General features: G+C 70.6%; 17 protein-coding genes and 4 pseudogenes. 10 read left to right on the top strand and 11 right to left on the bottom strand.

Going from position 1 to position 19,280, the window contains the following annotated elements:
* Positions 1-188: 188 nt before the first annotated feature.
* Both ACR68M_RS00105 and ACR68M_RS00100 read left to right on the top strand, forming a co-directional pair.
* Positions 189-608: a hypothetical protein gene (locus tag ACR68M_RS00105; RefSeq protein WP_441248277.1), complete on the top strand. Its 420-nt coding sequence runs from the start codon at positions 189-191 to the stop codon at positions 606-608.
* A gap of 267 nt (positions 609-875) precedes the next feature.
* Positions 876-1,463 (top strand): annotated as a pseudogene (locus ACR68M_RS00100) (ISL3 family transposase); the annotation flags it as partial.
* 132 nt (positions 1,464-1,595) lie between these two features.
* On the opposite strand, the gene ACR68M_RS00095 reads toward ACR68M_RS00100, so the two are convergent.
* Both ACR68M_RS00095 and ACR68M_RS00090 read right to left on the bottom strand, forming a co-directional pair.
* The gene (locus ACR68M_RS00095) at positions 1,596-2,237 is read right to left on the bottom strand and encodes a hypothetical protein (protein WP_441251814.1); all 642 of its coding nucleotides are present in this window, start codon (positions 2,235-2,237) and stop codon (positions 1,596-1,598) included.
* Positions 2,238-2,810: 573 nt separating this feature from the next.
* Positions 2,811-3,100: pseudogene (locus ACR68M_RS00090) on the bottom strand (IS110 family transposase); the annotation flags it as partial.
* 60 nt (positions 3,101-3,160) lie between these two features.
* Between ACR68M_RS00090 and ACR68M_RS00085 the strand changes: the two are divergent.
* From ACR68M_RS00085 to ACR68M_RS00075, 3 genes are all read left to right on the top strand, one after another.
* A complete protein-coding gene (locus ACR68M_RS00085) occupies positions 3,161-3,589 on the top strand; it encodes an ML domain-containing protein (protein ID WP_441248276.1) in 429 nt (142 codons plus the stop codon).
* A gap of 506 nt (positions 3,590-4,095) precedes the next feature.
* The gene (locus ACR68M_RS00080) at positions 4,096-5,877 is read left to right on the top strand and encodes an RNA-guided endonuclease InsQ/TnpB family protein (protein WP_441248275.1); all 1,782 of its coding nucleotides are present in this window, start codon (positions 4,096-4,098) and stop codon (positions 5,875-5,877) included.
* A gap of 681 nt (positions 5,878-6,558) precedes the next feature.
* A complete protein-coding gene (locus tag ACR68M_RS00075) occupies positions 6,559-7,788 on the top strand; it encodes an MFS transporter (protein ID WP_441248274.1) in 1,230 nt (409 codons plus the stop codon).
* A 156-nt stretch (positions 7,789-7,944) separates the two neighbouring features.
* Here ACR68M_RS00075 and ACR68M_RS00070 read toward each other — a convergent pair whose 3' ends face one another.
* The 3 genes from ACR68M_RS00070 to ACR68M_RS00060 all read right to left on the bottom strand — a co-directional run bounded on the left by ACR68M_RS00070 (position 7,945) and on the right by ACR68M_RS00060 (position 10,338).
* Positions 7,945-8,361 carry a transposase gene (locus tag ACR68M_RS00070; RefSeq protein WP_441248262.1) on the bottom strand — a complete coding sequence of 139 codons (417 nt, stop codon included), beginning with the start codon at positions 8,359-8,361 and terminating at the stop codon, positions 7,945-7,947.
* A gap of 2 nt (positions 8,362-8,363) precedes the next feature.
* Positions 8,364-8,954, bottom strand: a complete 591-nt coding sequence (locus ACR68M_RS00065; protein ID WP_441248263.1) for a hypothetical protein — start codon at positions 8,952-8,954, stop codon at positions 8,364-8,366.
* A gap of 169 nt (positions 8,955-9,123) precedes the next feature.
* Positions 9,124-10,338 (bottom strand): MFS transporter, encoded by a 1,215-nt coding sequence (locus ACR68M_RS00060; protein ID WP_441248264.1) that lies wholly within the window; start codon positions 10,336-10,338, stop codon positions 9,124-9,126.
* A gap of 58 nt (positions 10,339-10,396) precedes the next feature.
* Between ACR68M_RS00060 and ACR68M_RS00055 the strand changes: the two genes are divergently transcribed.
* Complete coding sequence (locus ACR68M_RS00055) at positions 10,397-11,377, top strand: helix-turn-helix domain-containing protein (RefSeq protein WP_441248265.1); 981 nt, start codon at positions 10,397-10,399, stop codon at positions 11,375-11,377.
* 144 nt (positions 11,378-11,521) lie between these two features.
* Here the strand turns inward: ACR68M_RS00055 and ACR68M_RS00050 are convergent, their stop codons facing one another.
* Positions 11,522-12,799 (bottom strand): zinc-binding dehydrogenase, encoded by a 1,278-nt coding sequence (locus ACR68M_RS00050; protein WP_441248266.1) that lies wholly within the window; start codon positions 12,797-12,799, stop codon positions 11,522-11,524.
* Between the two features lie 15 nt (positions 12,800-12,814).
* Here ACR68M_RS00050 and ACR68M_RS00045 point away from each other — a divergent pair, with 15 nt between their 5' ends.
* On the top strand, positions 12,815-13,126 hold the full coding sequence (locus ACR68M_RS00045; protein ID WP_441248267.1) for a hypothetical protein: 312 nt from the start codon (positions 12,815-12,817) through the stop codon (positions 13,124-13,126).
* Positions 13,127-13,673: 547 nt separating this feature from the next.
* Positions 13,674-14,231: pseudogene (locus tag ACR68M_RS00040) on the top strand (hypothetical protein); the annotation flags it as partial.
* A 229-nt stretch (positions 14,232-14,460) separates the two neighbouring features.
* Here the strand turns inward: ACR68M_RS00040 and ACR68M_RS00035 are convergent.
* The gene (locus ACR68M_RS00035) at positions 14,461-15,015 is read right to left on the bottom strand and encodes an SMI1/KNR4 family protein (RefSeq protein WP_441248268.1); all 555 of its coding nucleotides are present in this window, start codon (positions 15,013-15,015) and stop codon (positions 14,461-14,463) included.
* Between the two features lie 280 nt (positions 15,016-15,295).
* On the opposite strand from ACR68M_RS00035, the gene ACR68M_RS00030 reads away from it, so the two are divergent.
* The gene (locus ACR68M_RS00030; RefSeq protein WP_441248269.1) at positions 15,296-15,811 is read left to right on the top strand and encodes a hypothetical protein; all 516 of its coding nucleotides are present in this window, start codon (positions 15,296-15,298) and stop codon (positions 15,809-15,811) included.
* A gap of 496 nt (positions 15,812-16,307) precedes the next feature.
* Here ACR68M_RS00030 and ACR68M_RS00025 read toward each other — a convergent pair whose 3' ends face one another.
* Positions 16,308-16,799 (bottom strand): MarR family winged helix-turn-helix transcriptional regulator, encoded by a 492-nt coding sequence (locus tag ACR68M_RS00025; RefSeq protein WP_441248270.1) that lies wholly within the window; start codon positions 16,797-16,799, stop codon positions 16,308-16,310.
* 10 nt (positions 16,800-16,809) lie between these two features.
* Positions 16,810-17,202, bottom strand: coding sequence for a hypothetical protein (locus ACR68M_RS00020; RefSeq protein WP_441248273.1), 393 nt, complete (start codon positions 17,200-17,202; stop codon positions 16,810-16,812).
* 191 nt (positions 17,203-17,393) lie between these two features.
* Between ACR68M_RS00020 and ACR68M_RS00015 the strand changes: the two genes are divergently transcribed.
* Positions 17,394-17,681, top strand: a complete 288-nt coding sequence (locus ACR68M_RS00015; RefSeq protein WP_441248272.1) for a hypothetical protein — start codon at positions 17,394-17,396, stop codon at positions 17,679-17,681.
* A gap of 38 nt (positions 17,682-17,719) precedes the next feature.
* Here ACR68M_RS00015 and ACR68M_RS00010 read toward each other — a convergent pair whose 3' ends face one another.
* Together ACR68M_RS00010 and ACR68M_RS00005 are read right to left on the bottom strand one after the other, a co-directional pair.
* Positions 17,720-18,403, bottom strand: coding sequence for an alpha/beta fold hydrolase (locus ACR68M_RS00010; protein WP_441248271.1), 684 nt, complete (start codon positions 18,401-18,403; stop codon positions 17,720-17,722).
* Positions 18,404-18,475: 72 nt separating this feature from the next.
* Positions 18,476-19,279, bottom strand: a pseudogene (locus ACR68M_RS00005) (IS256 family transposase); the annotation flags it as partial.
* Position 19,280 lies beyond the last annotated feature (1 nt).

The following is a 19,280-nucleotide window of genomic DNA, read 5'->3' as shown; positions in this document are numbered from 1 at the left end:
AGCCGAAGGTTTGCACCGCGCGATAGGTGCTTCTGGGGCCTCACCTCCGTGAACAGGTGCCGAAAAGCCACCCGCCTAGCGTGGGAGCCTGCCGCCGGACCGACACCGGACCGACACCGACGGGCCCGGCGCGTGGGCGGTCCCGGCCGGCAGCCATGATTGTCCGAAAGACCGACAGAAGGACGGACATGCCCCCGCAAGAGAAGCCGACGCCCGGGCGGCGGACGGCGAGCATACTGCTCTGCTGCGCCGCCCCGCTGATCCCCTGGATCATCTACCTCGCCGTCACCATGGAGTCCGGTGAGTACACGGTGCGGCGCTGGGGCGTGGCCTGGGTGGGGCTGGACGTCGCCGAGGTGGTCGGGCTGGTGGGGGTCGCGCTGCTGGCGCGGCGGCGGGATGTCCGGGCCTCCCCGGTGGCCGCCGCGACCGGCACGCTCTTCCTAGTCGACGCCTGGTTCGACACCGTGACCTCGCACGCGGGCATCGACTACGTGCAGTCGCTCTCCTTCGCCTGGCTCGCGGAGGGACCGCTTGGGATGTTCCTCGCGGTGGTCGCCTGGCGGTCCACCAGGTGGGCCGCCGCACAACCGGCCGTCACGGACTGACCCCCACCGGCCCGGCCGTCAGCCGCGCAGGTAGGCGAGGTGGCTTCGTTCACGTGAAGTGGCTCTGGCACGAGTTCTGCGGGGTCTCACGCTGCGTGATTGTTGATCTTCTTGGCTGTTCTCGTGAGGTTGCCTGAAAATCGTTGGGTGCCGTCGTACTGTCGCTGACACTTCTGGCCCGTGAACGAGGTGTTGGTCCGGCTGGAGGCGTTGCTGTTTCCGGCGGTCGCGGACCTGAGGGTGCTGTCGGTCGATGTGAACAGCGAGATGATTCGCGTCGAGGTGAGGTCCACGGCGGGCGAGGCGTCGTGTCCGTGCTGCGGAGTCCGGTCGAGTCGGCTTCACGGCTCCTACCTGCGCTCTCCCACGGACACGCCGAGCGTGGGCCAACCGGTGATGTTGCGTCTGCACGTCCGCCGGTTCATCTGCGCCAGCGCATCGTGCGAGCAGCGGACCTTTGCCGAGCAGGTGCCGGGTCTGACCCGTCGACACAGCCGGTGGACCGAGCGGTTACGAACGGCGCTGGCCAGCCGCGGACTGGCACTGGCCGGCCGGGCCGGCGCCAGGCCGGCAGACACCCTCGGGGTCTCGATCAGCCGTAGCGCCGTGCTGCGACTCGTCCATGCACTTCCCGAACCACAGCTGCCGTCTCCGCGGGTGGTTGGCGTCGACGAGTACGCGATGCGCAAGGGCCGTGTCTATGGAACCGTGCTGATCGACATCGAGACGCGGCGGCCGGTTGACCTGCTACCGGACCGGGAAGCGGCGACTGTCGCGGCGTGGCTGGCAAAGCGTCCCGGCATCGAGGTCGCCTGCCGTGATCGAGCCCCGTTCTTCGCCGAAGGCGCCCGAACCGGCGCCCCGCAGGCTGTCCAAGTCGCGGACCGGTGGCACCTCTGGCACAACAACGCCCGGGCCCGGTTCTACAGCTCGGTCCAGCCTCCCGAGCCGACTGCGACGCCCCTAGGGCGGGGTCCGCCGCAGCCTTCAGCCGAGGGCCTTGCGGTCGAGCCGTACGGTGAGGACGTCGCGGATGTAGTTCTCGACGAAGCCGGGCAGCCAGGGGTCACGGTCCTGCTCGGCGAAGCGCTCGATCAGCGCGGTGTCCGGCTGTTCGGTGAGCAGCACGATGCGCCAGGTGTTCAGCGGCTGCTGCTCGGTGCCGGTGACGCCGTGCTGGATGTGGAAGAGCGGCTGCCGGGGGTCGGCGTGCAGCGGTTTGGCGTCGGCGTCCGGGAACTGCGCGCGGCCCAGGAAGGTCACCAGCTGCCGCTCGTGGTCGAGGTAGACCTCCTCCAGGACCAGCCCGTACACCTCGGGCCGGTCCCACAGCCGCTGCTCCGACTTCCGCACGAAGGTGTCGCCCAGCGGGCCGCCCGGGGAGGCCGGCGCCCAGGCGGCGTCGCTGCCCGCGCGGACCACGTACGGGATGAACGCACCCGGGGTGGCGGCCTTGCGGATCTCCAAGTCCCAGAGCATGGCCCGGGTGAACCGCACCGGCTCGCCGGTCGTGTACCGCTCGGCCAGCACCTGGTTGACGTCGACCGGCGGAGACTGCGCCCGCGTGGCGCGCGGATCTGCCCACGCCTGCTCGAACTCGGCCTCGGCCTCGCTGACCTGGTACGACATGCTCTTCCCTCTCAGACTCCCCCGCGGCACTGCTGGCACCGGGCCACAACGCTGCTGGTGACCAGCTGATTTCCCGGTGCGAGGTATACCGGGAGGCGATCTCAAGAATGGACCACGAGGCTGGCGGCATTCACCCCTCCCCGGCCATCGGCAGCCACCCTCGCCCAGGCCGTCAGGCCCGGCACCCCGACGGCCGACGGCCCGCTGCTGCTCCCGGCGATGACCCGCGCCTCCTACCAGTGGCGTTGACGCCCCGCCCCTTACCCCACACGGAAACCTTGATGACGGCTCCGGTGTGGCCGCCCGCACCTTGATGGCCTCCGCCGGCCGCATCCGGCGTTCGCGGAGCGGCACCCACATTGGCGCAGGTCAGCGGCTCTTCCCGGAGACTGCCAGCTCGTGCCAGGCGCACGGTGAGGCGCCTGGGTCGGTGAGCGGATACCAGATGCCCGCGCTCGGGCCGTGCTGCTCGAGGTCCTCGATGCGGGCGGCGCCGGCCGGGACGGAGGCGAGCATCTCGGCGGCGGCCGGATTCTCCTCGGCCGCGAGCAGCAGGTCCTCCACCGCCGCGCGGACCGCGGCGTCGGGGTGCTGCTCGAACAGCTCGACCGAGGCTTCGGCGAGGTCGTCCGCGGCGGTGCAGGCGGCCTCGAACTTGCCCAGCAGGGCCAGGGTCTGGCGGCCCATCGCGGTCTCGACCAGCGGGAGCTGGCGCATCTGCGGAGGGCGGCGTGCAGGCGCTCGACCTCGGCGTCGATGCCGCGCTGGCGGTCGGCGCGCTTGAGCACGGCCTTGAGGTGGGTGCGGGTGAGGCGGGCGGCCTGGCCGGGGGTGGGTGCGGCGGCCAGTAGGGTGCGGGCCAGCTGCGAGGCGCCATCCCGAGATTTAGGCACGTGGAGCTACTGGGCCGATACTCTCTGTGCATGACTAGTTGGAGTTACGAAGACGCGGGATCACCGTCGGACCCGCTGCAGATTCGGAGCATCGAGATCACTCCGGATCCGCTCCTGACCGGCCGCGAGCTGAAGGCCGTCATCAAGGCGAGCGTCCTGGGGCAGGTCAAGGACGGCGCCTACCTGGACATCGTGGTCAAGGTCGGCCTCATCAAGCTGCTCACGAAGCGGTACGACCTGTTCAGGAAGCTGCGGGGGGAAGACACCGACGGCTGGACCCTCACCGCTTCCAGGAGCGCGGGCAACTCGATCGACCCCGGTGACACCGAGCTGGTATTCACCATGACGGTGCCGAGGGAAACGCCACCGGCTAAATTCGGGATCGAAGTCCGAGGCTTCACCGCCGACGACGACGACCTGCTCTACCTCAAGTTCAGGACCAGCTTCCAGACGAGCTGAACACACGCCGACAACACCCCACCCCCAGCCGCGGCCGACCCGTCTGGCCGCCGACCGAGGTCGGCGGCCAGAGTCGGTTTCCGAGGGAACCGGCCGGTCGTCGAGGACCCCCGGCGCGCGAGGACGTACGGCCGTGGCGGCCCGCAGCACCGCACGCTACCTGCACTGAAGGCCCCGCTGCTCTCCCACATCGTCGACATCCCCGCACCCTGCGATCGTCTACCGCCGCTCTCCAAGGACCCCGCCGTCACGTCGTCAACGACTCGCGCGTCCTGGGGATCGCACGGCGGCGGCCCGAACCGCCCACCAGACCATGGGTTCGATCTCCTCGTGTTCCGGTAGCCCCGCGGTGTCCACGTCTCACTCTCGTGGCTGCGGCCAATTTCGGCATATGCCGGAAGGGCCCATCTGTGTGATCACCGATTCGCTCACCAAATTCCCCACCTTCTACAGTACGGAACGATCCGATCACCTGGGGTAACGCAAGCGTGGGGGAGGAAACGTTCATGCCCGGAACGCAGGTGTTGCGCGCGTACCGGTTCACCCTGGATCCCTCCGAGGCCCAGCGCGCCACCCTGTCCCGCTACGCCGGAGCCTGCCGTTGGGCCTACAACTACGCGCTGGCCAAGAAGACCCAGTCCCACCAGGCATGGGCGGAGCGCCGGGCCGCCTACCTCGAAGCGGGGCTGAGCGAAGCCGAGGCGAAGGACCGGATCAGGGCCGACGGCGCCGAGCTGACCGACCGGATCAAGGCATGGGACCACCACCGCAAGAGCCTCACGCTCACCGTCACCGGCAAGCCCCCGCTGCCCGCGGTCCCGTCCCCGGCCGGGCAGGAGGCACTGGTCAGCCGGCTGGCCGCCGTGCGCGCGGACGCCGCCGGCACTGCCGGCGAACGCGAGCTCCTGGCCGAAGCCCGTGCCATGGTGAACGCGCTCAAGGCCGAGGCGTTCAGTGCCGGCTTCCGCACGCCGACCGCCACGGACACCAGTGCCCTGTGGCGCATGGAGCGGGACGGGCCCAGGGAGGAGGGCGGCAGCCCGTGGTGGAGCGAGGTCAACGTGTACTGCTTCACCTCCGGCTTCGACCGTGCGCAGGTCGCCTGGCGGTACTGGCAGGACTCGCTCGCCGGCCGCCGCGCCGGTCCCCGCAACGGCTACCCGAGGTTCAAGAAGAAGGGCCACGCAGAATCGTTCGCTCTCTTCCACGACGTGAAGCGGCCGATCATCCGCCCGGACGGCTACCGGCGCTTGGTGATGCCAGGCCTGGGCAGCATCCGCATCCACGACAGCGGCAAGCGCCTGGCGCGGCTGGTGGAGCGCGGCCAGGCAGTCATCCAGTCCGTGACCGTCACCCGCGGCGGCCACCGCTGGTACGCCTCCGTGCTGGCCAAGGTGCAGCAGGACGTTCCCGTGCTGTGGGAGCACGTCGCCGACGACGGCGCCCGCACCCCGTACCTGAGCCGTGACCAGGCGGGGCAGGCCGCCGAGAACGGCGGACTCGTCGAGCAGATCGGCCGCTCCAGCGCCCGCCAGCGCGCCGGCGGACTCGTCGGCGTCGACCTGGGCTCCCACCACCTGGCCGCCCTGTCCAGCCCCCTCGATCCGGCCGACCCCACCTCGGCCCTCGTGCAGCACCCCCGCCGGCTCGCCGACAACCTGGCCAAACTGGCGAAGGCACAGCGCGCGATGTCCCGTTGCCGACGGGGCTCGGGGCGGTGGAGGAAGGCAGCCGCCCGAGTCTCCCGCCTGCACCAGCAGATCACGGTCCGACGCGCGTCGTTCCTGCACGGCGTGGCCAAGAAGCTCGCCACCGGCTTCACGCACGTCGCCATCGAAGACTTCCCCCTGACGGTCCTCACCGCCTCGGCCAAGGGCACTCGGGCCAAGCCGGGCAAAAACGTCAAGGCCAAGGCCCGCTTCAACCGGCATCTCCTGGACGCCGGCCTGGGCAGCCTGCGCAAAAAGCTCGAATACAAAACCGCCTGGTACGGCTCGCAGCTCGTCGTCCTCGACCAGGGCGAGCCCGTCCACGGCACCTGTGCGAAGTGCAAGGAGCGAAACCCAAGCTCCGACCCTTCGCGCAGCAAGTTCCACTGCCCCTCGTGCGGTGCGGTCGTCCACCGACACGAGAACAGCACCGCGAACATCGTCGACGCGGCGCTAAGGCAGCTCACGACGGTCGCCTCCGATAGGGGGGAGGCCCAAAACGCTCGCCGAGCCCCTGCAAGTCCCGGAGCCCGCAAGGGCCCCAGGCCAGGGGCGCTGAAACGAGAAGACACCGGCTGACGCCGGTGCCACCCCCGGGAGCGATCCCCGGGCGTCCCAGCACCACCACCAACGCGACTGAGCGGCCAAACGCCGAAGCGTGGGCCATTCACCAGCTGGTCATCGCACCTGGGACGATCCGTGTTCTGGCAGATCGACAACGCGCTACCACGCCTCCACGGACGGCGCATCAAAAGCGGGCCACTCCGCGATCGCGGGGTGGCCCGCTCCGCTCGACAGCGCGGCCGGAGCCCGGGGACGGGGGGTGCCCGGGGCTCCGGCCGTGGGAGGCGCCGACCGCCTAAAGGCGCGGCCGACCTGCTCGGCAGCCCTGCGGTACCCGTGGTGGGGCTGCCGTGCCCGGAATACTAGACCTCTCCTCGCGGTGCGGATAGAGCCGTGACCAGGCGTTTTCCCGGCGCGAGCATGCCAGCACCGGGAGTCGGCAGGACATCGGTCGCGGCCCCAGTATTGGACAGGTCGTCATTTCAGGGCCGGTTGGGCAGCGAGACGAGAGCCACCTTGTGGTGACGACTCGCGGAGTAGCTGCCCATCTTCCGGGGAGTCGAGCTGTGACGGCCTACGACCCGCCTTGCTCCGGTTGGCCGAGGCCGACTGGCCGGACCACTGGACCGCGCTTGCGGGGCCCTTTGTGTCATCCGCCAGTGCGGCGCCCCGGTGAGCTGCGGGAGACTGCCCGCCATGACCAACGCCGTGACGCCTGCCGCCGAGCCCGCCGCCGATGACCGGGGGTGGTTGAGCCCGGGTGTGCGCGGCATCGGCACAGCGAGCTTCCTGGCCGATGTCGGCCACGAGATCCCCACCGCTCTGCTGCCCAGCCTGCTGACCTCCACCCTCGGCGCTCCGGCCGCCGCACTGGGCGTGATCGAGGGCGTCTCCGACGCGCTGGCCGGCGCGGCCCGCTTCGGTGGCGGCGTCCTGGCCGACGACCCCTCCCGGCGCCGCAAGGTCGCCGTCGGCGGCTACGCGACCACCGCTGTGCTCGGCGCGGCGACCGCCGGTGCTACCGCCGTGTGGCAGGTCGGCCTGCTGCGAGCCGCTGCCTGGACCGCCCGGGGCCTTCGCGTCCCGGCCCGCAACGCGCTGCTGGCGGATATCGTCCCCACCTCCGCGTACGGCCGGGCGTACGGGTTCGAGCGGATGATGGACAACCTCGGCGCGATCTTCGGCCCCCTGCTCGCCCTCGGCCTGGTTGCCGCCCTCGGCGTTCAGTGGGCGATCGGCCTGTCCGTCATCCCCGGCCTGCTGGCCGCCGTCGCGATCCTCTACGCCATCCGCAAGACCCCGCGCCCGACGAGCCGGGACAAGGTCCCGCTGAAGATCCGCGTCCGACCGCTGCTGAAGGGTGACCTCGGCAGGCTGCTGGGCGCGGTCGCCGCGTTCGAGGTCGGCAACGTCGCCGCGACCCTGCTGATCCTGCGGGCCTCCGACCTGCTGACGCCCGACCACGGAACCAAGACCGCCACCACGATCGCGCTCGGCCTCTACACCGCCTACAACGTCGCCGCCACGATCGCCTCCGTCCCGGCCGGGCGCCTCGCCGACCGGCTAGGCCGGCGCGGCCCCGTCCTGGTGCTGGCCGGCGGCGTCGCCGCGTTCGCCGCCGCCTACGTCATGTTCGCCACCACCGGCGCCGTCGTCGCGGTCCTGGCCATCCCGTTCGTTCTTGCCGGGGTCGGCATCGGCGCGGTCGAGACTGCCCAGCACTCCGCCGTCGCCGCCCTCGCGCCGAAGGACCTGCGCGGCTCCGCCTTTGGGCTGCTCGCCACCGTCCAATCGCTGGGCAACCTCGCCGCCAGCACCATCACCGGCATCCTCTGGACCGCCGTCTCCCCGACCGCCGCGTTCACCTACCTCGCGGCCTGGATGCTCCTCGCCCTCGCCGGGCTGCTGATCGCCGCCCGACGCTGACACCGCAGACCACTGACCCAGCGTCACTCGATCGGGGTGGCTCCCAAGCCCACTGCCGATGCATGAAGCACGCGGCGCCAGCCAGGCTTTCACAAGAGCACAAATGGCTCCGACTCTCACTGAGCTTGACTCTGTCGGTGATCTTGATCGATATGGTCAACTGCTTAGGGTGCGCCAGGACTTCGACCGGGGGATTCCCTGCTGGTCCAGAAGGGCCTGGAAGGCGGTTGGCGGTCTCGGCGAAGGGGCCCGCTGCGTGGCTGGCCGGCCGCTGAGCCGTTCGGTGTTCACGGCGATGGCCGTGAGTACGTGCTGTACGTGCGCTTTTGGCTGTCCGCGGTAGCGGCAGCGGCGCATGCCGTGGCCGTGGGCGAACTCGTTGATTGTGCCCTCCACGCCGGAGCGGACCGCGTAGCGGGCCTTCCACTCCGGCGTCTGCTGCTCAGTGCGGACACGGACTTGCAGGTCACGGAGCTCTCGCGGGGGGAAGCCCACGTTCCGCGCGCCGCTGGAGCTCGTGCACCGGGGACGGTCGGGACACGGCTGGCACTGGCTTTTGGTGAACCGCGCCACGATCAGTGGTGCCGCGGTGGGCGAGGAGCGTCGTGCGCCGCGCTCACCATCCCTGCCTCCGCCCGTCCACCTTGAACAGCCCCGGCGCGGTCTCGGCCAGGATCCCGCGCTCGACCAGACGCTTCAACTTCGCACGCATCCCTTCCACATGACGCGCCTCGGACCCGACCCCCAACTGCGCGCACCTCCTTGCAGCGCATCGCCGCCCCCGTGGTCGCGAACAGGCCGATGACCGCCTGGTACTCCGGCGACATCGCCGTCACATCCAGCTCCGCCTCGGCCACTAGCAACGCCGCCGCCACCCCGCCAGAGCCGTCCCCGTCCCCGTCCCCGTCCCCGTCCCCGGCCACCTGGCCACCGGGCGACGAGGACGGCCCGTCGGCCAGGACTTCATCCACGGTCCCCCGCGTGACCCGCAGCCGCGACAGCTGCACCTCCAGCCGGGACAACTCCTCGGAAAGCCCGGCGATCTGCTCGCGCAGCCGATCGGCCCGGCCACGCACTTCAGCCTCCCTGGCCTCCAGCGCCTCGATCAACGACGGCACCACACCACCCACCCCCGGCTCGGCACCCGCACCCACGGCGGGCTCCACGCCCACGACGCTAGAAGCCCACCATTTCGGTCCCACCGCAGAAGCCCGCGAATCACCCCAACGAGGCACCCTCAGATCTGCGCCTGAAGTTCGATGTACATATTGGCCTTGCCTGGATGGCGTGTGCGGGGCGGCCGGTGGCTGGCCCTGGACGCCCTGGAGACCGGCCTCAGCTGACCTCGGCTCGTGCGTGCGGCAGTCGGCGGACGGCGGTGGAGGCGAGCGGAGCCAAGGCCGCCGCGGCGTAGAGGATGCCCGCGGTCGCAGTCACCCGGAAGCCGCCGAAGGTCTGGGTGAGCGGGCCGACGCTGAGCTGGCCGATCGGTATCGCGAGGTAGGAGAGCAGGTCGTCGTAGGACGAGACGCGGGAGAGCGCGTGAGCGGGGACGTGTTCCTGCAGCGAGGTCTCCCAGCTGATTCCGGAGACGGCGGAACCCAGCCCTGCGACGAACGCGGCACCGGTCAGCCAGGGGGCGTGCAGGCGCGCGCCGAGCGCCAGCAGGGGCAGCGCACCGAGCGCGCTCGCCAGCTGGCCCAGCCGCAGCAGGTGCCGGACCGCCAGCCGGTACATCAGCACGCTCATCAGCAGCAGGCCTGCCCCACGGGCGCTGAGCACGAACCCCCAGACCGCCTCGCTGCTGAGCTGCCGGGTGAGGGTGGGCCCGAGGATCTGCCAGGTGCCGGTCTGCACCAGGTTCATGAGGCAGAAGGCGCCGGTCACCGTCCATACCCACGGCAGGCGGCGGAACTCCGTCCAGCCGTCACGGATGTCTCTGAGCACGGTGCTGCTCTGGCGCTTGGGCGCGGCTGAGATGAGGGGGAGCCGGGCGAGGCATCCGGCCGCGAGCAGGTACGTCAGGGCGTCGAAGGCGATCGCCGTGCCGCCGCCGACGGCCACCACCAGTACCCCGGAGAGGCTCGGTCCGAGGACCTTCGTGGCGCTGTTCGCCGAGCCAAGAGCTGCATTGGCCTGCTGGAGCAGTGTCCGGTCGACGAGTTGGGGCACGACGCCCCGCAGGGCGGGGGTGGTGAACGCGGCGACCACGCCGCTCAGGAGTTCCAGCGCGGCCACCGGAAGCAGCGAGTACCGGTCCGTCAGCAGCAGTACCGCAACACCACCCTGGGTGAGTGCCGAGCCGAGGTTGGCGGCCACCAGCACCGTCCGGCGCGGGAGGCGGTCGGCGGTGGCCCCGCCCAGCAGGAGGAACACGAGCAGGGGCAGCATCCGGGCGGCGAGGATCACCCCGAGATCGCCGGAGCCGGGGGCGGAATCCAGGACGGCGAAGGCCAGCGCGACCGGCGCCATCGAACTGCCGAGCAGGGACACCAGCCGCCCGGCGAAGAACCAGCGGAAGTGCGTCTGTCGAAGGAGAGGTGTGAGCACCGGCCAGAGTCTCCGGTGGCCGGGGAGCGGACGGTATCGTTTCGCCAGGAGGCGAAAGATGACACTGCTGCGGCTCAGCTCGATGGCCCTGTCGCGGTCGCGCTTCGCGCTCTCGCCGCTCGCCGAGACCCTGGCGTCGACGATCCTGCTGGGCAGACCCTGCACCGACCCGTGGCTGCACCCCTGGCACACTCGTCATCTTGGTGCGTTCGACGCCCTGTTGGACGCAGACCCCTTCGCCAAGGGCCTGGTCAGGCTGCTCGGCTCGACCAAGTGGCTGCCCGGATTCGTCGTCATTGCGCCGTCGGGCGGCATGCGGACCGTGCTAGCCACCGAGCTGGCCGAGGTCACCCGGATCTCCGACACCGAGGCGCGCGCCGAGCTGGAGGCGGCCGTCGCGCACAGCTGGAAGCAGCACGACTTGAACTGGCTGACCGGTCACGGCTGGGCGGCCAGGACGGCCGACCTGTTCCGGTACGTCTGGAGGAACTGCGTGCTCCCGGACTGGCCGCGCCGCCGGGCACTGCTGGAACGCGATGTCACCTACCGGGCGGGCCTGCTCGCCGCCTACGGCTGGCCCCGGGCCCTGGAGCAGATGAGCCGGGGCAGCGGCTGGGTCGGCGCCGACGCGATCCGTTTCAGCAACCGCCCCGGGCCCGACCATGTGGTCGCCGACGAGGGCATGCTCTTCGTGCCGGTCAGCGCGTCGAGCGGCACCTGGCTCTGCGACGCGACGCCCGGACGGATCGCGCTGGTCTACCCGGCGCGCGGCTCCGCCACGACGGCACACCCGAGCCCCGAACATGCCCTCGGCCGCCTGATCGGGACCGGCCGGGCGGCGATCCTCACCGAACTCGAACGCCCAGCGACCAGTAGCGAACTCGCCGCCCAGCTCGGCCTCTCGCTCGGCACCGTCGGAGGCCACCTTGCTGTGCTGCGCGAGGCCGACCTGATAGCCGGGACGAGGGTCGGCCGACGGGTCGTCTACCGGCGTACCGCAACCGGCGATCTGCTCTCCAGCCCAGCCGACGTCGCCTGACCAGCCGACCCGCCACCCGCTCCACTGGCGTAGCAGCGTACGTTGCTGCAGGCCAGCAACGTACGCCGCCCTCAGAAGATCTGCACCCATCTTGTATGAGCCAAGAAGCTGACACTCCCGCGAAAGTCGGGTGGAGCGGCGGGCTCAGGGGATGAGCAGGAGTTTGCCGGTGGTCCGGCGGCCTTGGAGATCGGTTTGGGCCTGGGCGGCCTGAGCGAGGGGGTAGTGGGTGGTGTGGGTGGCGGTGAGGGTGCCGTCGCGTAGCCAGGCGAAGACCTCGGCGGCGCGGGTGGCGAGCTCCTCGGGGGCGGTGGCGTGGTCGACCAGGGTCGGCCGGGTCAGGAACAGCGAGCCGGCGGCCGCCAGCCGCTGGGGGTCGAACGGCGGGACCGGGCCGGAGGCGGCCCCAACCAGGACGAAGGTGCCGCGCCGGCGCAAGGACGCCAGCCCCAGCTCGAAGGTGTCCTTGCCGACGCCGTCGAACACCACCTCAACGCCCCGGCCGCCGGTGAGTTCGCGAATCCGGGCGGCGAGCTCGGCCGGCCGGTTCCCGGAGCCGGGTGGCAGCACCAGCACGTCCCGGGCGCCCGCAGCGCGGGCGATCCGGGCCTTGGTCTCGGTGGAGACCGTGCCGACGACGTGGACGCCGCGCCGGGGCAGCACCCGGACGAGCTGCTGTCCCAGCCCTCCGGCGGCGGTCGGCACCAGCGCCGCCTCCCCGGCGATGACCGGGTAGCTGGAGGTGGTGAGGTACTGGGCGGTCAGGCCCTGGGGCAGGACGGCGGCTGCGGCCTGCTCCGTGATGTCCGCCGGTAGCCGGACCGCCGCCCGGACCGGGACGACGGCCTGCTCGGCGTAGCTGCCGGGCGCCGACCACCAGGCGACGCGGTCGCCGGGTGCGAAAGTGTCGGCGCCCGGACCGACGGAGAGGACCGTCCCGGCTCCCTCGCTGCCGGGCACCAGCGGGGCGGCCAGCGGGCTGCGGCCCTCGCGCTCGTACACATCCTTGTAGTTGACGCCTGCGGCCGCCACCCGGACCACCAGTTCGCCGGGGCCGGGAACCGGGTCAGGGCACTCGGTCACCGTGAGTACGACGACTGCTCTCATGGGGTACCTCTCAGCTGGTGTAGCGGGGCAGGCGGTCGACAGGGGCCGTCCGTTCACGTGCCGGTCTGCGGCGTTGAGCGCCTCGTCCAGGATCTCCAGGCCCTGACGGGCCTCCTCGTCGGTGATGGTGCACGGCGGCACGACGTGGATGCGGTTGAAGTTGTAGACCGGCCACATGCCGCGCTCCTTGCAGGCGGCGACCACCTCGTCCACCGGCCGGGTCTGCGCTCCGCTCGCCGCGTAGGGCACCAGCATCTCGCGCGTCCCACGGTCACGGACCAGCTCGACCGCCCAGAACACGCCGAGTCCACGCACCTCGCCGACGGAGGGGTGGCGCTCGGCGATCTCGCGCAGACCGGGGTGACGGCGCTGGATGTCGCGAAGCGGTCCGGGCGGCAGAACGAGCTGCTCCGGGGTGTTGCCCGCGCCGAGGCGGGCGGGCAGCCAGCCAGCCGGGCGGCGCCGGCCGGGACGGCGGCCAGCATCTCGGCGGTGGCCGGGTTCTCCTCGGAGGCGAGGCGCAGGTCCGCCGCCGCCGAGCGGACCCCGGCGGCCGGCGTGCCGACCAGGACCACCAGTAGCCACGGGAAGGACCGTCAGCGCCGCTCCCACGCCCGACTCCCGCCGTCCGGGCCCGCCTGATCCCACACCCGGGCGCACGCCGCCAGCTGCGCCGCGGCCTCCTCGGCGCCGACACCGGGACCGGTGGCGTTCCACGAACGCTCGCGGCCGGTGGCGTTCCTGGCCGGTGCCGGCGGTGTAGGCGAGCTCGGCGGCGGGACGGTACCCCGCCCTCGACCGGCAACTCGGGGGCGGGGAGGAAGTCGAGCGGGCCGCAGCCGCACGACGCCGAGCCGACCTACCCGTCGACCCGCCTCGACACCGCCCCGGCTCCGCATACCCACGACACGGCCTGCGGTTGCGGCGGCCATCTGGACCCGGAGCGACCCGGCTTCGACTTGCCGCTGCCCATCTGATCGCGGAACTCGTGGGACCGGCCCCGGCCCCGGCGCCTCGGTGTCGGGGCCTAGGATCGGCGGAGGCGCGCGGAGTTCGCGGGCCGGGGGGAGGCATTCACCATGGTTCGTGACAATGGGTACGGCGAGCTCGGCAAGAGGTTCGAGGCGTACCTCCGGGCCGGCGTACCAGCGTTGCAGAAGGCGGGGTAAACCCGACCGCCTTCCTGAAGATGATCGTGATCTCCGGCGGGGTGATCACCGCGAAGCAGCTTCTGGCCTCGGTCAAGGACACATCCGACGGATTTGCCAAGCTGTGGGAGAAGAAGAAGCTCGATTCCAGCGTCGAATTTGCGGTGTGCCTGCCCTGGTTCAGGGAGTTGTTCACCGACGAGGAAGTCGACCGGGCTCGGTTCCGCCTGACGGAGCACGGCTTCGACCTGGAGCGGATCAGCGGTGTCACGGCACCGGACTGGTACACCGCGCCGGTTGCGGACCAACCGGACCGGGCTGACACAGCGGCACGGACCGCGGAGCGCCTCGGTGAGTGGGGCCGACCGGCACCGCCGCCGACCTACCGGCAGCGCGTCGAGGCGGAGGAGGCGGCACAGAGCGCCCGTCCCGCCACCAGTGCGGCGCTGAAGACCGAGGTGGTGCGCTCGGCCGTGTTCCGGGAGCGCGCCGGGGGCCGCTGCGAGCATCCCGGATGCGGCCATCCCGGCTTCCATGTGATTGGCCGCAACGAGCAGCCCATCGTCGAGGTCGACCACGTCGACGGCCTGAAAGACGGAGGCCTGGACCATCCGGTCAACATGGTGGTGCTCTGCCCCAACTGCCATGCCGTCAAGACCCGGGGACGTGACGCCGTGATCGCCGGCCTGACGCTGCCCTGGAGCTCCGGCGCGGTCGAAGGGCACGTCAACCGCATCAAGATGATCAAACGCCAAATGTACGGTCGTGCGGGCTTCGACCTTCTGCGCAAGCGGGTCCTGCTGGCCGACTGAGCACCGCCTTCGACTCTCAGGTGTGAGGCCAGGGATCGATCCCCGCCTCCTTGAGGAGCCGCTCCTCCCGCCAGTTCAAGAAGAGCGCCTGCTCGGGGGAGAATCCGCCCATGCTCGTGATTTCTCCGGTCATGAGGCCGACGAGGAACTCGACCATCCCGCACGCGTGGGCCACCCAGTCGCCTTCGCGTGCGAGCACAAGGACGGTCCAGCTGTCCGGGTCCGGATCCGAGGTGTCCCAGAATGCATGGTTGGCACCGCAGTCCATCGCCCAGGAGATCCGTCCCCGCAGGTCCGGGTCCTCATCCGGCTCCAGATCCAGCAGGCCGTATCCGTCCTCGTTCAACTCCTCGAACGTCAGTGGGCGTCGGACCCCCGGGGCAACCAGGAGCGGCAGCCCTACGAAGAAGCCGTTGTCGATCGAGCCACCACCGTAGACAGAGACGAAGTCGCGGTAGTCCGCGGGGAAGTCAGTCCCCCACTTCCGGCGGGCCTCATCCCAATCGATCGCATCACCGGCTCCGGCGTGTGGTGGCATCAGCTCAGCCAGCCTGGCGACGCTCGGATGCATCAGGAGTCCTTCCAAGAGGCTCAGCCAGAGCGCCTTCGTCCGCTTTGTCCGCACGTCGGCGCAACTTCAATCCGGGACACCCTACTGATCAAGCCTCCGTATTATGAATCTCGTTACCCACGGTCACCAACCACAGAACTCGTGCCTGAGCAGTGAGAGCACCTGTCGCTCGGCGGCGAGAGCACCCCGTGCCACGGGAGAGTGATGTCGCCGAGTTTTGAGAGCACTCGGGTGCTTGCTTCGGGACCATGGCTGTGCTCGTCACGACGAGGGGGTCCGGGTGCTGCCGAAGTCCAAGGTCGATCTGTACGCGGCGATCCGCCGTGACTCGCGCGCCGGCCTGTCTCAGCGTGCCCTGCAGCGCAAGTACGGGGTCGGCTTCCTGACGGTGCAGAAGGCCCTGGAGTCGGCCCTGAGAGGAGTCGCCGGCCCGCCAGCCAGCCCTGTTCGACGACCCCGCAGCGGCCTGCAACGCCGTCGAGCCCACTGCAGCAGCACCGAGCTGCTGCTGCAGTGGGCCCACGTCACCTACCACTACCGCGCGCTGCGCAGCGCCCGGACCTGCGCCTGGCTGCCGGCGTCCGTGTTCGTCACCGTCCTGCAAGGCATCGAGGACGGCGACCTGATCGTCGGGCGGAGCTCGGCCTCCACCGCCCACCCGCGACAGCGGGCGCTGCCCGGCAGATCGGCGGAGCCCCCACAGCGGGCAAGACGCTCGACCTGGCAGCCCTTCGCCGGCACGCCGCCCAGGAACTGCTGGAAGAGACCGGCCTGGCCACCGATCCCCAGGACCTGACCGTATGGGGCGTCACCCGTGGCGACCACGGCAACGTCGGCATCCACTTCCGGGCACCGGCAGCACCGGCCACCCCGGTGCTCCCTCATCGAGGCGCTGGCGCTGGAGGACCCGAACAGCCGGGCTGCCTACGACACCCGCCAGGCCGCCGGGAGAAGAAGGCCAAGCAGGCCCACCGCGCGCTGATGCAGACCCTGGCATGCACCGACTGCAGCCAGGTCCCCACGCAGGAGAGCACCTACGAGTACGGGCTCCACGGCCAGTGGACCCGCCGCCGCAGCGGCCGCTGCTGGTCCTGCCGCCAGGACCGAAAGGAACGGCTGGAACGGGAGGCTGAAGAGAAGCGGGAGGCCGCCGGGAGGCGAACGCCGGGCTGCGCCCGTGTTGGACGTGCTGGGGTTCGATCGGTGGGGTAGGGCGGCGCGCTGGTCGGCTTCCTCGCGGAGCTGTCGTAACACCACCTCCTGGTTGCCGGGGGATGCTTTTCCCCAACGCCCTATGGCTTTCCGGCGGCCTCGATGTTGGAGATCATCCTGCGCAGCACCTTGAGCGTGGCCGCGTAGTCGTCGTCGCTGATGCCGTCGTGGACCACGGCACGAAGATCGGTTACCAGTTCACGCAGCCGTGTCCTGGCCGCTTCTCCTGCATCGGTGAGGTACAGGTGGTCTGTGGCGTCGGTCCGTAGCCAGCCACGGTGGAGCAGCTGGGCGACGACGCGGGGGATCTCGTGTTGCCCATCCGCGAGGGGCAGCAGCTGGGCGGCTATCTCGTCGCGGCTCGGCGCCGCAGGCTGGTACTTGACGCTGTTGAGCACCCAGTACTGCGGCTGCGTGACGTCGATCCCTGCCATGGCGTCACGCAGATGCCTGGTAACGACGGCGTGAGCCTGACCGCTCCAGTAGCCGATTGGCTGGCTGGCCAGTATGTCGTCGGTGGCATTCGGATTGGCCGGTGCCTGGTCGGTGGTGGTGCCGGTCAGGAAGTCCATGATCACGATGCTATATCCGGGCGTCCGGCCTGGGGCGGATGTTCTCGACGCCTGAGGGCAGTGGGATGGCCCCGCTCGTACCCATCGGTGCCGCTTCGCCCGTCGAAGCCCTGTGGCGTCCCGCGGCCGCCCCCACTGTCGCCGACGTCCCCGCGCAGCAGACGACGGCCGCACCCGTCCCGGCCCGCCGGTGCTCCGCTTCGTCCAGGACCAGGAGACCGAGCGCCCAGGCGAAGTGGAGCCGTTCCGGCGCCGGCACCTGGTCCTCACCGCCCACCTCCTCGGCCACCTGGCGCAGGCCGCCGCCCAGACCGGGCAAGGACGACCCCGACCGCGCGCCGGTGCTGATGGTCGAGGTCGACCGCTCCACCATGTCGCCGGAGCGGGTGGCCGCGAAGTTCACCGCCTACCGCGAGCTGTTCCGCACGAAGGTGAAGAGCATCGACCCGGCGCTGGCCACCGAGGACCCGACCGACCGGGACGGTCCACTGGTGGCGCCGGACCTGGCCCGGCCACACCCGGCCGGGCCACCCGCCCGTCGCCCTGGTCGTCACCGACGCCGGGCCCCTCGCCCTGGCCAACCGTCAGCAGGCGGTGGCGGACCTGGGCCGCGACGCCTGGGGCGGTGGCTGGTGGGTCATCCGAGGAGACGATGCCGACGGGGACGGCTGGCGCGAGTACAACGGCGCGGTGCCGGTCATCACCACCACCCTGGAGCTGTTGGCCGAGCACGGCCCGCTCGGGCCGGTGTGGTGGCGCTACGGCCGCCAAGGCCGGCACACTCTGCTGGACGCGCTGGAGAGAGCCCGGACACCCGCGCCGCCTACGACGAGCGGCAGAAGGCCCGGGAGAAGAAGGCCCACCAGGAGCACCAGGAGCTGATGAACATCCTGGCCTGCTCGTGAGTTCGGAAATCTCCCTCAGGCACGCAGGAACGCCAGGACCGCCTCCGTAAACGCCTCCGGTTCGGTGTGATGGATCAGATGTCCGGCTGGAACGGTGACAACTCGCCCACCCGGAATGCGACGGGCCAACTCGGCAATGCCGTCCTGGGGCACATGGCTGTCTGGACCGCCGGCCACGATGAGGGTCACCGCCGTGATTTGGCTCAACCGCTCCAGCCATGCCGGGTTAGGCACGTCGACCTGCCTCCTGATGGCCAACACCATCTCCCAGTCGAAGGGCAGCTCCCCCTCTGGCCTGGTTGGGGAGGTCAGCTCCCGGGGACGTGGAACTGGAACGTCCTCCAATACGAGTCGGTCCACCCGCCGCGGATGGTCCTCGGCGAGGAGATAGGCCACGATCCCACCCATCGAGTGGCCGATCAGGTCCACACGGTCAAGTGCCAGCGCATCCAGGAAGCCGAGTACGTCGGCCTGCATGAGTTCCAGCGAGTAGTGGTTCGGCCAGTCGCTCTGACCGTGACCACGCAGGTCGAGTGCGTACACGCGCCAGTAGCGGGCGAAGGCGGGCGCCACCGAGTCCCAGTCCGTGGCGCCCTCGCCCAGAGCGTGCAACAGAACTAGCGGCGGAGCATCCAGCGGTCCCGAGACCTGGTAGGCAAGCCGGACTCCTCCAACGTCAATTGAGCGATGATCAGCCATACCCGAAAAGTATCCTCAGGTCACGTCCGCTGGAGTGGTGTATCGACGGCCACTCGGTGATCCAGTTTCAGGTTAGGCCGTGAGGGCGGCGGTGGTGGTCTCGTCGGGGGTTTCTCCCTCGATCGGGTGGAGGCGGCAGCGGCCGAGGATCTCGGAGCCGATGTAGCGCCGTTGTTCGGCCCATTCGTCGCTCTGCCCGGACAGGACGGCGCCGACCAGGCGGACGATCGAGGATCGGTCGGGGAAGATTCCGACGACGTCGGTGCGGCGCCGGATCTCCTTGTTCAGGCGCTCCTGCGGGTTGTTCGACCAGATCGACTTCCAGACCGTTCTCGGGAAGGCCGCGAACGCCAGCAGGTCTTCGCGGACGCTGTCCAAGTGCTCTGCGGCTTTGGGGAATCGCTCGTCGAGGGCGGCGATGACCGTGGCCATCTGCTTTCGCACCGCGCCGGCGTCGGGCTGTTCGAAGACAGTCCGCAGGAGAGTGGCGACCCACGGCTGGGCGGACCTCGGAACCTGCGACAGCAGGTTCCTCGCGTAGTGCGTTCGACAGCGCTGCCAGGACGCGCCGGGCAGGGTGGCGCCGATGGCGTCCACCAGGCCGGCGTGGGCGTCGGAGACAACCAGCTTGACACCGCCCAGTCCGCGGGCGACCAACGACCGGAGAAAGGCGAGCCAGCCGGCTCCGTCCTCGGTGGTGGCGACATCCAGGCCAAGAACCTCGCGCTGGCCCTCGTTGTTGACGCCGACCGCGACCAGGCAGTGGACGTTGACCACGCGACCGCCCTCGCGGACCTTCTGGGTCAGCGCGTCGACCCAGACGAACATGTAAGGGCCCTGGTCGAGCGGGCGGCCCCGGAACTCGCCGACCCGTTCG

The sequence above is a fragment of the Kitasatospora sp. McL0602 genome, from assembly GCF_052076145.1.
In the GTDB taxonomy this organism is placed as follows: Bacteria; Actinomycetota; Actinomycetes; order Streptomycetales; family Streptomycetaceae; genus Kitasatospora.
This window is presented reverse-complemented; position numbering and strand designations above follow the sequence as displayed.